Genomic DNA, 13,855 nt, shown 5'->3' on the forward strand with positions numbered 1-13,855 from the left:
TAGGAGGAAATATGAACATGATTCAAGAGGACGGCCAACTGCTGCGGATATTCATCGGCGAAGCCAACAAACATGACCGCATGCCCCTGTACGAATGGATTGTCCGCCAGGCCCGGTCCCGCGGGATGGCGGGGGCTACCGTGCTGCGGGGTATTCAGGGGTTCGGTGCCAACAGCCTGATTCACACCACCAAGATTCTGCGCCTCTCCGAAGATTTGCCCGTGGTTGTCGAAATTATCGATTCGCCGGAGCAGATCGAGACGTTCCTGCAGGCCATCGACCATGCTATCACCGAGGGGATTGTGACCGTAGAAAAGGCGCGCGTGCGCATGTATCGCGCGAGTGGCGGGAAGGGCGTACAAAACCAACCTTAAAGTTCACGCCTCCGGAATTGATTGTTTTCCGATATCCGTATGCCTGAACCACCACAGCGGTCCGGGACAGGGGAGGGCGCAACGGTTTCCTGACCCTCGGGCATCGGCTCAGAACCGTAGCGACAGGCAGGTCAGGCCACCGTCCATTTTTCTGAACTCGCTGGTGTCTAACTCGACAACCGGCATTTGCAGGGATTCCAGTTTGTGGCGGGTGTCGGGAAAACCGGCCGGCATGATCAGATGGCCGTTGATCAACAGGGTATTGCCGGCATACGCTTCTGCTGCTGAAACGATGATTCGCCGCAAACCGGCCAGGGCGGGATGGTCGGCAAAGGTGGTGGTGGTTAGTACCGTCTTCTCACCCACTGCGTTGACACTGGACTTGAAATGCAGACCGGCCGCCACGGTAACCGTGGTCCACGTGTAGCCGTAGGCGGCCACAATTTCGCCCAACTGTCGGGCACCCTCCGGGTTGGTCCTGTCGGACAGACCGATCAGAAAATGATTTCCCATCATCAGAACATCCCCGCCGTCAATGGTTCCCGGCGCCTGGATACGGATGGTTTTACGAAAATCGGCCAGGACCTGTTCAACGGAATCCACCTCACCCTGACGTGCCGACGCCCCCGGATGGGTCATTACGGCCACCTCGGGGGTGATCACTGCCGTGTCTTCGACAAAATGGGCATCCGGCTGCCCCTTGAGGGGATCGAGTACGATGACCGACATACCGCAGTCGCTCAGCGTTTTTACATAGGCGTCGAACTGGATCTGCGCCGCTTCAAGGTCGGGAAGGCCCAGGTCCGCTGTGGTGATTCCGGCAGCCATGTCCGGGCCTGGCCGTCTGGTAATGGCTTGGGTAAAAACCATAAACTTTTTATCCTAATGAATTTTCGCGGTTTGCCGATATTCAACTCGCTACATATCGAATTGTTATCGAAGAGGCATTCATAGCAATCTTGTCCGGTAAAATAAACACATTCATCCAAGGTCGTCGGATCAAAAGAATAGAATGACGCTGGGGAAGGCGTCCATTTTTGCTAAGGATCGGGGATGAAATGAATTGACCGTAATTGCGCCGGGCTTGTGTTCGTCTTCAAGGCGCATCAAGGGTTGCATACCGGGAGTATGTGGCCGTTGATGCAACGCGGAAGACGGGCGCAAGAACAAGCAATTTCGTTTAATTAATAAAATCCCCGATCCTAATCCAGTCAGGAGGCAATTTCAATGTTTCAAAAGTTTCGTAACCTTAAGCTGAGAACAAAACTGTTGCTTTCCATTTGTTCGGTCGCCTGGATCGCCTTTGCGGTGACCATTGCCTACATTGGTTTCCATGCGAGAAATATCGCCGAGGAAGAAGCCTTCGACAAAGCGCGTGAGTCGGCCTATCGCTATGCCAACCTGATTCAGGCGCAATTGGGCGGTGCCATGGATACGGCCCATACCATCGCCCAGGCGTTCGAGGGAATGAAACAGCAGGGCGTGCCACCCCGGGATATGATGGATGGCGTCCTCAAGCAGGTTCTTCAGGACAACCCCGGATTCCTCGCCGTATGGACCTGCTGGGAACCCAATGCCCTTGACGGCAAGGATTCCGACTTTTCGGATGCCTTTGGCCACGATGCCAGCGGGCGCTATATCCCTTACTGGAACCGGTTGACCGGTGATATCGACGTCGAACCGTTGGAGAACTATACGGTTGCCGGTAAGGGCGATTACTATCTGGACGCGTTGCAATCCGGTCGGGACGTGGTTGCCAACCCGGTTTCGTTTAAAAGAGGGGACGCGACCGAACTGAAAACAATCTTGTCCGTTCCGGTCCGTTTTGCCGGTAAGATCGTTGCCGCTGTCGGGATCGACATTCCGCTTGCCTCATTTACGTCCGTTGTTGAGCAGATAAAAATTTTCAATAGTGGCTATGGGTTTTTGGTCGCCAATGACGCCACCCTTGCTGTCCATGGAACCGATTCCAGCATTGTCGGCCAGCCCATGAATGCATACGGGTTCAGCCAAACGGTCATCGACAGCGTCAAGGAAGGGCGTGAAGCCAACTTTTTCTCGGTATCAAAAGTCACCGGGCAGAGAACCGATTATATCTTCGTTCCCATCCAAATCGGCGACGCGGAAAACCAGTGGAGCATGGGGGTAAACATTCCCATGTATGAGGTGCTCGAGCGGCCCCGCCAGGTACTTTACGCCACCCTTATCGTTGGTAACATTTCTTTGCTGGGGCTCTTGGCCGTCGTCTATCTGATTTCCGGTGGAATCTCTCGCCCGGTCGTCGAGATTGCCGGCGTCGTCAACAAGGTCGCCACCGACCGTGATTTGACGCTTCAGGTGCCGGTCACCAGCGGTGATGAGGTCGGAATGATGGCCAAGGAATTCAATAACATGATTGTCGAGCTTCGGGATTCCCTGAAGGTTGCGGATGTTTCTGCGACGGAAGTCGATAGCTTCTCTGCGGAGGTGTCCAAGCGGGCAACGGCCAATAGGGAACGTGCCGCCGAGGAAGAACGTCAGATGGGCATCATCCAGGAAACCGTTACCCAGATGGGCGGGACCGCCGGTGAAGTGGCCCAGTTTTCCCACTCCCAGCGGGACGCCGCCAACCTCTCCTACCGGCGGGTCGAGAACCTGATTGAGGGTATGCGCCAGATGGGGCAGTCCTCTTCGGAACAGATTCAGGAAGCCAATATCGCCAGTGAACGTGTGAATGTGATGGGGGAAACCGGTGCCATGGTTGTGGCCACGGCAGGGCGCCAGGGCGAGCAGGTGGTAAAGGTCACCCAGGCCGTCGGGCAGATCGATACCATTGTGGCGGAGATGACCCAGGCGGCCGGTCGGGCCACCCAGCATGGCCAGGAGGTTTTGGCGGCCGCCCGGGAAGGTGCCGGTTCGGTAAAGGAAACCGTTCTGGGTATGCAGGCCATTGCCGAATCGTCAGACAAAATTACCGATATTATTTCGGTCATCACCGATATTGCCGAACAGACCAACCTTTTGGCACTCAACGCCGCCATTGAGGCTGCCCGTGCCGGTGTTCATGGAAAGGGGTTTGCCGTTGTCGCCGACGAAGTCGGCAAATTGGCCCAGCGTTCATCCGAAGCGGCCAAAGAGATCGGTCAACTGATCAAGGAGTCGAGCAGCCGTGTCCAGGAGGGAACCCGGTTGACCGCGCGTTCGGAAGAGGCCCTGGAAAAAATCGCCAAGGGGGGGGAGATTAACCGCGAGGCCATTGATCATATTTCCGAGATGACCCAAACCTTGAACCAGCAGACGCGGGATGTGGCAAGCCTGATGGAGGGTCTAAATGCCCTGGCCGAGGAGATTGCGGGGATGGCCGGTCGGCAGGGAGAACGTCGTCAAGCCGCCCAGACAGCGCTTGAAGCGCTGACTGCCAAATCAAAAACAATTTCCGATCTGGTTAAAAAGGCTGAAAAAGGGGCCGAGGATGTGGGTGCCGAAATGCGCAGCGTGGTTGAGCGAAGTGAGGAGATGAGAAAACTCACCGACCTTCAGGCAACGCGCTCAAAGACCCTCGTTGAAATCGCCCATGCATCGGCGGAGCAGGCAACCCAGACGGCTGCCGGTGCTGGTGAGGTCGTGGGCATTACCGATGAATTGCGGCAGCTTTCCTTGAAGCTGACCCGGCAGATTGCCATTTTCCGGATTGATGCAGAGAAGGCCGGCTAACTTGTCCCATATTGGTTTGCGGCGGCGGAGAAGAGAAGGCTCATGATCATTTTTTGTGAAGAGTGCGGAGCCCGGAATGATTTGAACGGAGATGCCTTGAGCGATGGCCGGCATACATTTGCTTGCCGTCAATGCAGCGAAATGCTCATGATTTCCAGGCCGACTTTGGATGGCGGACTCAATGCATTTGCCGGAATGGTGCCCGGGGAAAGCGAAGCCCCTGAGACCGGTTCGCCGATTTCCATTCTGATTGTCGATGATTCAACGGTGTTGCGAAAGATTGTCAAAGAAATTTTTGCCGCCGATCATCAGTTGAAAGTCGTGGGAGAGGCGGAGAATGGATTGAAGGCGCTTGAGCTGATACCGCAGCTCAGGCCGGATGTGGTCACCCTTGATGTCAATATGCCCGTGATGGACGGGCTGAGCACCATCAAACACATTATGATCAAGTGCCCCACGCCGGTGGTCATGTTCAGTACACTTACCGGGCAGGGATCCCAAGCGACTTTTGAAGCCTTGCGGTATGGCGCGGTTGATTTCCTCCAAAAGCCATCCAGTCTGCTGAAGGAGGATTTGAAAAGCCAACATGAATTGATTGTCAGCCGGGTAAAAAATGCCGCCCGTGCCGGCGTCGATACCATCCGTTACCTTCGGCTGGCCCAACAAAACGACCCGTCACCATCAGTTAACGGGACACCCTGTCGGCATGTGTTTGCCATTGGCAGCACCTACGGCAGTTATGGGGCGCTGCTGGGACTGATTCCCAAACTCAACCCGGCCCTTCCGGCGGCCTACCTTTCCGTTTTGTACGCAACGCCCACGCATGTGGAGGCGTTTGCCCGGTATCTTGACGCCCACAGCCCCATGACCGTCAGCCGTGCCACGGATGGACAGGCCATTCGGTCCGGGACTTGTTATCTGGTTTCCGTTTTTGAAACGGTCACCCTTCAGGACGGTCCGGAGCATTTGAGCATTCGGTTGCGGCAAAACGCGTCAATGGATCCGGAACATGCCACGGATCACCTGATGACATCCATGGCCGGCACGCTAAAGGACCGGGCCGCAGGGGTATTGCTCTCCGGAATCGGTGACGATGGGGTCAGGGGCAGCGGCCGGATCATGGAGGCCGGCGGGTGTGTCATCCTGCAGGATCCGAACACCTGCCTTTGCAGCGACATCACCGCATCGGCTGTCAAACGCTATGGTCTGCCAACCGTACTTCCCGGTGCAAGGATGGCCCAAGCCATCCATTCGCGTTGCCAGGAAATGTGTGAATAAAAGGAGAACGCGCCAATGAATGAACGTTTTGCGCAGCCTGAACAAGTGCCCGTTGAGAGCGGAGCCAACCGGCAGCTCGTTGGTTTCGTTATCGGCGAGGAACGCTTCGGTGTGGATATTCTCACCGTTCAGGAAATTATTCGTGACGTCACCATCACAGCCATACCGGATTCACCGGATTTCCTGGAAGGGGTCATCAATCTCCGGGGCAGCATCATCCCGGTAATCGATTTGCGCAAACGGCTTAAGCTGATGGTCAAGCCCAAGGTCGATGGCCAGGCGTTGTGGATTATTATCCTCATTGTCGAAGGTCGAATCACCGGGTTTGTGGTGGACCGGGTGACCAAGGTGTTGAACGTGCCTGCCGCAAGCATCAAACCACCGCCCGACATCGTCGTGGCCGGCCTGAGAAGCCGATATATCAAAGGGGTTTGCAAATTGGATCAGCAACTCTTGATTCTTCTGGATTTCAATCGTGTGCTGATGGCGGATGAGATCAAGAAACTGAAATCGATGAAACGGGCGAAATTACCGCTGGAGGCATAGCCGGCATTGAAACCGTCCGGCGGGGAACCGATGCCGATCCGGGCTGACACCATGGCATGGGTGCCGTGCGGTCCGGGTGAAAGGGATGGGCAGATGGGAAAAACGGTCTTGGTGGTGGATGATTCCTCCATTATGCGCAAAATGATCAAGCAGACACTCAGCTCTGCCGGACACACCATTGTCGGGGAGGCCAAGAGCGGTGACGATGCCATTGCCCAGTACGCGGCATTGAAGCCGGATATCGTCACCATGGACATTACCATGCGCGGCATGGACGGTATTGCCGCCGCCAAAATGATCCTGGAACAGGATGCCGGTGCGCGCATCATTATCCTCTCCAACCTGGATGAGGATAAATTCAGCCATGAAGCCGAGCAGATCGGTGCCAAAGGATACCTTAACAAGCATAAAACCGAAGCGATTCTGGAGCTTATTTCCCAGTTGTGATGGGCCGGTATCGATCGACGGTTACGATAGATGAAGAGGGAGCGTTCCATGACCGACCATTCCTTGACTGAGGATTTTGCCGATGAGTCCCGCGAGCATTTAGAGGAGCTGGAGGGGTGCCTGCTGCGTCTGGAGTCCTCGCCTTCGGACAGCGAATTGCTGGGTGCGATTTTTCGGTCGATCCACACGATCAAAGGCGCTTCCGAGTATCTGGGGTTCGAGCGGATTGCCGAACTGACCCACCGGCTGGAAAATCTTCTGGACCGTTTTCGGGAGGGCCGGCTTGAGGTGGACAAGGTGGCGGTGGATCTTCTGATCGATGCCCGGGACCGGATGGACGAACTGGTGGGGCAGGTGGAGACCGGCGGCCGGGAAACGGCACAGATCGGCGATCTGCTGGAACGGGTCTCGGCGATGATGGAAGACCCCATGCCGGGGGCGGAACAAGACGCCACGCCGGTTTATGAAGATGAGGCGGACACGGAGCTGTTTGACATCTTTATCGAACAACTGGTGGCGGGCCTATATGAACTGGTGGCCACGGCCGGTCGGTGGGCGGATGGTGGAACGGACACCGAAACCAAGGCAGCCTTGCGGGACCAGGTGGAACGCTTGGCGTCGACCGCCAACTACATGGGCTACGATGCGCTGAATGCGGTGTATGCTGACCTTGGTCTGGCAGTGGAACGGTGTGATCCGGCATTGCCCGGAAACGCCAATGCGGACGACGAATCTTCTCTGGGATCGAGTGTGACCCAAAGCATTGAGCGTATCCGAAGGCTTTTCCCCAAGGCCGATGCGCTGGCCGCCATCGACACCCGTGCACGCTCGGCATGGCCGGGTGATGCCGAGATGCCCGACAGGACCATTGAGGCGCCTCCATTAAATAATGAGGCCGCAGGTACCTTCCTGACGGGATCCATTGATGATGAACTCGATTTTTCCTTAGAAATGGATATGGACGATACCGATGCACCGCCGGCCCGGGACGCATCTTCATCGTCCCTGTACTTTGCGGCCGGGGATCCGCTTCTGCTCAAGGATTTTGCCGATGAGTCCCGCGAGCATCTGGAGGATCTGGAGGGGTGCCTGCTGCGTCTGGAGTCCGCGCCTTCGGACAGCGAATTGCTGGGTGCGATTTTTCGGTCGATCCACACGATCAAAGGGGCGTCCGAGTACCTGGGGTTCGAGCGGATTGCCGAGCTGACCCATCGGCTGGAAACGCTTCTGGATTGTTTTCGGGAGGGCCGGCTTGAGGTGGACAAGGTGGCGGTTGATCTTCTGATCGATGCCCGGGACCGGATGGACGAACTGGTGAAGCAGGTGGAGACCGGCGGCCGGGAAACGGCACAGATCGACGATCTGCTGGAACGGGTCTCGGCGATGATGGAAGACCCCATGCCGGGGGTGGAACAAGACGCCACGCCGGTTTATGACGATGAGGCGGACACGGAGCTGTTTGACATCTTTATCGAACAACTGGTGGCGGGCCTAGATGAACTGGTGGCCACGGCCGATCGGTGGGCGGATGGTGGAACGGACACCGAAACCAAGGCAGCCCTGCGGGACCAGGTGGAACGCTTGGCGTCGACCGCCAACTACATGGGCTACGATGCGCTGAATGCGGTGTATGCTGACCTTCGCCTGGCAGTGGAACGGTGTGTTCCGGCATTGCCCGGAAACGCCAATACGGGCGACGGATTTTCGCTGGCAACGAGTGTAACCGAAAGCATTGAGCGTATCCGGCAGCTTTTCCCCAAGGCCGATGCGCTGGCCGCCGTTGATACCCGCGCACGCTCTCTCCCTTGCGAAGACCCCCTTCCCGCGGAAGCCCATGCAGACTTGGAAACAAGGTCATCTGCGGATATTGATGATGTGCTGGCGGCGCTACCCGCCATCAATGAACATGACCGTGAGGAGCTGCTTTCTAAAACGCTGGATGAAACGTTTGATGCCATGGGCAACGATGGCGCCGCTGATCCGGACCCGGTGGATGCGCAGGATGATGATGACCCCATCGGCCTGAATTTCCTCACCTGTGAGAATAACGAAGCGGAACCGATGCCGGGGCCCGGTACCGATGACTCGGACGCAGCGCCTTTGGGGATCATGGACGCGTTTGGCGCGGAGCAGGCGACGCCTGTCGAGAAATCCTCCCGGTCTGCCGACATGCCGTCCTTGTCTGCGGCTGTAGATGCCGGAGCGGAATTGTGGCCCCGGGCACCGGAAGAGGCCACCTTGCCCGAGGCACCCACGGCTCCCGATGCTCCTGCGCTGACGGATAATGATTTTTCGGAGCCCCAAGCGCAGGAAGTTTCCGAAGAGGCGCCCGCTACCGACGGTTTCGTTGCCCGCAGCACGGTCAGAAAAAGTATCCGTGTGGATGCCCAAAAGGTCGACGACCTCATGAACCAGGTCGGTGAGCTGGTCGTCAACCGGTCTTCCTTTACCCAGATTTTTCAGGAGATGCGCGACCTGGTTCACTACCTGGGTCAGCGTTTTCCCATGGACAAGGGGGACCATCGCTTGCTGACCGGCCTGAACACGCGTCTCATGGACGCGACGACGGTGCTCGGGCGGGTTACCGGTGAACTGCAGGAGCAGGTCATGAAAGTCCGCATGCTGCCCATATCGCGGCTTTTCAATCGCTATCCGCGATTGGTTCATGACCTTATCAAAGCATCGGATAAAAAAGTTCAGCTTCAGTTCCAGGGTGAGGAGACAGAACTGGACCGCATGGTCATCGAACAGCTGGCAGACCCCCTGATCCATGTTATCCGCAATGCTGTCGATCATGGAATCGAGCCTTGTGAGGAGCGCAAGCGTAAAGGCAAACCGGGAAAAGGCACATTGTTGCTGAATGCGTACCATGAGGGCAGCAATGTGATTGTCGAAATTACGGATGATGGTAATGGCATCGACCTGTCGCGGATCCGGCAGAAGGCGATTGAAAAACAATTGGCTGATCGTGAGACACTGGAGCAGATGGACCAGCGGGCATTGATCAACATGATCATGCTGCCCGGTTTTTCTACGGCCGATCAGATTACGCACACTTCCGGGCGCGGGGTGGGCATGGATGTGGTCAAGCAAAGCCTTGAAAAAATCAACGGCGTGCTGAGCATTGATACCCGCCAGGATGTGGGCACCCGTATCCGAATTAAGATCCCTCTGACACTGGCGATCATTCCCGCATTGATGCTCCGTTGTGGCGACAGCCACTTTACTCTTCCCCTGGGTGCGGTTGAGGAGACCTTGCGCATTGACCGCGGTGAGATTTTTACCGTGGATGGCAGCCAGATGATGCACCTGCATGAGGAGCCCTTGCCGCTGGTCAGGCTGACGGACCTGCTTAAGATACCGGTCCCGTCGGCCGGTGACGACGAGGAGAGGCTGTTTGTGGTTGTCGTCAAGGCGACCACCGGCCAGACCGGTTTGATCGTTGACGCCCTACTGGGACGTCAGGAAGTGGTGATTAAGCCGCTGGAGGACTACCTGCAGGAAAGCAGCGGCTTTTCCGGCGCCACCATTTTGGGTGACGGAAAGATTTCGTTGATCCTCAACGTGGATGAACTGGTGGTCATGGCCAGAGAGCGGGAGACGGAAAAACGATTGGCTGCTGCTGTGCTGTAACATGAGATGAATTAACACCTTACGATATGGGAACCAAAACGCCTTTGTTCACCAATATGCCCGTGGACGCGGACAGCGGATTTGCCGGGACGTTGAAGAATATCCAGCTCAACGACCTGATCCAGATGTGCTGCCTGTCTGCCTCCAGTTTATGTATGCGGGTAAACAAAGGTGGCCGCCAGGGAACCATTTTCATTATTGATGGAGAAATTGTCCACGCCGACTGCGGGGAGATAACGGGAGAGGACGCCTTTTATCAGATTTTGGGTTGGCAGACCGGGAGTTTTGAATCCTTTGAGGTCTCCGACCATCCACCACGAACCATCAAACAAAATTATCAGTTCCTGATCATGGAGGCGGCTAGAAGGGAGGATGAAAAAGAACCCGAGGCCCCATCCGAGCCTGCGGGGCGTACCAGCGGCGAACGGATCGAGAACCCCGATGGAAAGACTCGGGTGCTGATTGTCGACGACTCCCCCATGATGCGTAAAATTATTTCCGGAATGCTGACCTCAAGCAATCGGCTAGAGGTCGTGGGTATGGCCGGAAACGGGCGCGAAGCCATCCAATTGATTGAAGAATTGTCTCCCGATCTGGTCATGCTGGACATCAATATGCCGGTGATGGACGGCTCCAGCACGATCAAGCATATCATGATCCGAAAACCATGCCCGGTGGTGATTATGTCCAATCCGGGGGATGGATCGGCAAGGACGATTTTCAATTTTCTGGAACTGGGCGCAATCGATTTTATTGGAAAGCCGAAGAGAAATCAGGATATTCTGGTTCAACAGAAGAAGCTGGTAAAGCGCCTGTCGATTGCCGCCACGGCAAAGGTTGATAATTTCAGGATCTTACGTTTAAACAAGCCTGCATCTCCCACGATAGTAAGCGGTCAAGGTGCGGAGGCGGCCTGCCAATGGCTGGCCGTTGTTGTTACCGGTCCAGGCGGACACCCGGACCAGATGCGCCTTTTGCCTGAATTGGTTCCGGCCATGGCCGCTGTGGGCGGCGCGGTGGTGGCGCTTCAGGGGCTTCCACCGCTGTTTGACGAACCGTTGGCCCAGTATTTAACCCAGCGTTGTGGGTTTACCGCGGCATGCATCCATCGCCAAACCGTTCTTCGCATCGGGAATTGTTATGTTGGCGGACAGGCGGGCCCCGTTGCCGTGAAAAGGGTTGACGATCAGATGGTTATCGATCCAATGACGCCGGCCGGCGCAGATGGCGGTATGTCTGTCGACAGCCTCCTTGTGTCTGCTGCAAAAATTTTCGGCAACCGCCTGGCGGTGATTTTGCTGTCCGGCGCGGATTCAGGCAGCCATGCCGGATTGGAGGCCGTACGCAACGCCGGTGGCCGGGTGATTCTCACGGCACGGGCCTCCGCCATGGTCGCCGGTCCCCTCGATCAAGTGGCCGACGCCGGGCTGGCCGATACGGAGGTCGATCCTGCTGACCTGGTAACCACCGTACTGAACGGGTTTGCCCCCTGAGCCTGATACGATGCCTGATTTTGCTTTGCCAAGGATAGGAACCGCGCCATGATCATCGTGTGCCAGCAATGCCAAACCCGTTTTCATCTTGATGACGATGCCACCCGAAAATCCACGTTCGTCGCCCGTTGCTCGGTCTGCGGTCATCTTTTTTCGGCATACCGGCCGGTGCGGACCCAGGCGATTACTTTCATCGATCTGGAAAAGGTCCGTCAGGCTGAAGCCGACGACACGGTAATGGCGATCAGCAACCGCAAGGGAGGGGTTGCCAAGACGACGACCTGCCTCAACCTTGGCGCTTCCCTGGCCCTGTATGGGAAAAAAGTGCTTCTGGTGGACTTCGACGCCCAGGCCAATTTGAGCCTCTGCCTGGGCAAAAGGGAGTTGCCGACATTCTATGATGCCCAGAAAGCAGTTAGCCGGCCGCTTGATGAATTTATCGTCGCCACCGCCTATCCAAATGTCTGGCTGCTTCCTTCCGGGCGCAATATGGTACTGCTCAACAAGAACTATTTCGGTTCCCGGGATTTTGAGTTCCTGCTCAAAGACCGGCTGGAGACTCTCGAAGCAGAATTCGATTTTATTTTGATCGATACGCCGCCGTCCATCGAATTCTCAACCCTGAATGCCCTTACCGCCGCTAGACGGGTGTTGATCCCCTGTCAGTGTGATTATCTCTCCACCCATGGTGTGGATCAGGTGTTGCGGCTCATCGCACTGATTCGCAAAAAGTCCAACCCGCTCATCGAATCCCGGGTCTTGCTGACCATGCTGGATCGGGATACATCGGTGTCGCAGATGATTCTTTCCAAAATCAAGCGTCTGTACCAGGGGCAGACCTTCGAGACATTGATTGAAATGGATGGGCAACTCAAGGAAGCCCAGATTTTGAGCATGCCGGCCATCCATTACAGCCGTAAAAGCCCTGCCGCCAAACAGTACATCCAGCTGGCCCGGGAGATTTTGGTCGCTACCGATCGGGCAGCCGTGTCTGCGCCATGACTTTTCGCAGTGAGTATTCCCTTCAGCGCACCATGATTATCTATATCCTGCTGATCGGGTTTGCAGCGCTTCTGGTGGCTGCGGAATTTGTCGTCGATACGCATTCATCGGCCTTGAAAAAAGCCCTTGGGCAGAATTTTCAGCGCTATGCCAGCGGCCAGTTGTCCCAAGATGACGTCTACGACCCGCTGGTGCGAATCCGCAACAAGGCCATGATGATGGTGGGTGTCATTCTGGCAGTGGTCGTCATTGTTTTGACCATGTTCATCAAAACCATCACAGAACCCCTGCAGCATCTGATCGAGGTGTCCAAGGCGATCAATACCGGAGACCTGAGTGGCACTGCCGGTATCGATACCCGCAACGAACTCTCCCAGTTGTCGGCCGCAATTGATGACATGGCCACCAACTTGCAAGAAATTGTCATGCTTTCCCGATCGGTTTGCGATTCGGCCGGCCATGTGACGGGCAGCACGTTGGCGCTTTTCGACAAGGAGGACTTTACCCCTGAAGCCGTGCAGCCAATGAAGCGGCAACTGGTTCGTCTGGAATCTGAAATGCTGACCCTCAGTCAGGCGATTGAGTGTTTCAAACTCTATTCGGTGGACGACCAACCATGAGCACAATGGCGGTTCTGGCCCTGCCGGCAGGCGTCGTGATTGCAACCCTGGTGTCGGCCGTGGGGATTGGCGGGGGGATTCTGTGGATGCCGTTTTTTCTCCTGTTCCTACAACTTCCGCCGGAGACCGCGGTGGTTACGTCGCTTCTCGTACAGACGGCGGGCATGGGATCAGGCAGCATGGCCTTTATTCGCAAAGGTGCGGCGGATCTCCCCCTGGCCGGTTTTCTTCTGTTGCTGACACTTCCCGGGCTGGCCTTGGGGGCGCTGTTAACCCGGCGTTTGTCATCGGCAAACCTGGAGCTGGCGCTGGGTATCCTCACGTTGACCACGGCTTTTCTGTTTGTATCGGCAAGCCAGCGATACGCTGAGCGAGGGCAGGACCGCGTGCCGCTAAAGCATGTCCGTCAGTATGGCGCAGTTGTCTCCTGCCTGGCCACTGCCAGCGGAATGCTCAGCGTCAGTATTGGTGAATGGCTGGTCCCACTCATGCGCAGCCGCCTGAAACTGCGTATGCGAGTTGCCGTGGCAACCAGTATTGTCACGATTTTCGGAACCTGTGTGGCCGGTTCGGCCTTGCATCTTCTGATGGGGGCACCGACGGATTTGAAAATATTGGCCTGGGCGGTGCCGGGGGTCCTTATTGGCGGCCAGATTGGACCGCGGGTGACCGAGACGATTAACGAAAGGGTCCTGAAGGAGCTGTTTGTCTTTTTGCTGACCCTAATCGGAATCCATCTGATCTATAACAGTTATTGAATTGCAGCGCG

The 13,855-nt window shown here is 56.3% G+C and carries 11 protein-coding genes; 10 read left to right on the top strand and 1 reads right to left on the bottom strand.

All coding sequences use genetic code 11. From position 1 onward, the window contains the following. Window positions 1-11 precede the first annotated feature (11 nt). Window positions 12-374 carry a DUF190 domain-containing protein gene (locus GN112_RS01835; RefSeq protein ID WP_155308661.1) on the top strand — a complete coding sequence of 121 codons (363 nt, stop codon included), beginning with the start codon at window positions 12-14 and terminating at the stop codon, window positions 372-374. Between the two features lie 108 nt (window positions 375-482). Here the strand turns inward: GN112_RS01835 and GN112_RS01840 are convergent, their stop codons facing one another. Next, window positions 483-1,244 (bottom strand): dimethylarginine dimethylaminohydrolase family protein, encoded by a 762-nt coding sequence (locus GN112_RS01840; RefSeq protein WP_155308662.1) that lies wholly within the window; start codon window positions 1,242-1,244, stop codon window positions 483-485. Window positions 1,245-1,601: 357 nt separating this feature from the next. On the opposite strand from GN112_RS01840, the gene GN112_RS01845 reads away from it, so the two are divergent. From GN112_RS01845 to GN112_RS01885, 9 genes are all read left to right on the top strand, one after another. Further along, the gene (locus tag GN112_RS01845; RefSeq protein WP_155308663.1) at window positions 1,602-4,067 is read left to right on the top strand and encodes a methyl-accepting chemotaxis protein; all 2,466 of its coding nucleotides are present in this window, start codon (window positions 1,602-1,604) and stop codon (window positions 4,065-4,067) included. 42 nt (window positions 4,068-4,109) lie between these two features. Next, window positions 4,110-5,345, top strand: a complete 1,236-nt coding sequence (locus GN112_RS01850) for a chemotaxis protein CheB (RefSeq protein ID WP_155308664.1) — start codon at window positions 4,110-4,112, stop codon at window positions 5,343-5,345. 15 nt (window positions 5,346-5,360) lie between these two features. Beyond that, entirely contained in the window at window positions 5,361-5,891 is a 531-nt protein-coding gene (locus tag GN112_RS01855) for a chemotaxis protein CheW (protein WP_155308665.1), read from the top strand. A 93-nt stretch (window positions 5,892-5,984) separates the two neighbouring features. Then, window positions 5,985-6,338 (top strand): response regulator, encoded by a 354-nt coding sequence (locus GN112_RS01860; protein WP_155308666.1) that lies wholly within the window; start codon window positions 5,985-5,987, stop codon window positions 6,336-6,338. Window positions 6,339-6,386: 48 nt separating this feature from the next. Further along, window positions 6,387-9,971 carry a chemotaxis protein CheA gene (locus tag GN112_RS01865; RefSeq protein WP_162458734.1) on the top strand — a complete coding sequence of 1,195 codons (3,585 nt, stop codon included), beginning with the start codon at window positions 6,387-6,389 and terminating at the stop codon, window positions 9,969-9,971. Between the two features lie 26 nt (window positions 9,972-9,997). Then, entirely contained in the window at window positions 9,998-11,464 is a 1,467-nt protein-coding gene (locus GN112_RS01870; protein WP_155308668.1) for a response regulator, read from the top strand. A 48-nt stretch (window positions 11,465-11,512) separates the two neighbouring features. Continuing rightward, a complete protein-coding gene (locus GN112_RS01875; RefSeq protein ID WP_155314098.1) occupies window positions 11,513-12,466 on the top strand; it encodes an AAA family ATPase in 954 nt (317 codons plus the stop codon). After that, window positions 12,463-13,086, top strand: coding sequence for a HAMP domain-containing protein (locus GN112_RS01880; RefSeq protein WP_155308669.1), 624 nt, complete (start codon window positions 12,463-12,465; stop codon window positions 13,084-13,086). Before GN112_RS01875 ends, GN112_RS01880 begins: the two co-directional genes overlap by 4 nt. Continuing rightward, window positions 13,083-13,844, top strand: a complete 762-nt coding sequence (locus tag GN112_RS01885; protein WP_155308670.1) for a sulfite exporter TauE/SafE family protein — start codon at window positions 13,083-13,085, stop codon at window positions 13,842-13,844. Before GN112_RS01880 ends, GN112_RS01885 begins: the two co-directional genes overlap by 4 nt. Window positions 13,845-13,855: the final 11 nt, after the last annotated feature.

The organism is Desulfosarcina ovata subsp. ovata, from assembly GCF_009689005.1.
GTDB classification, from domain to species: domain Bacteria; phylum Desulfobacterota; class Desulfobacteria; order Desulfobacterales; family Desulfosarcinaceae; genus Desulfosarcina; species Desulfosarcina ovata.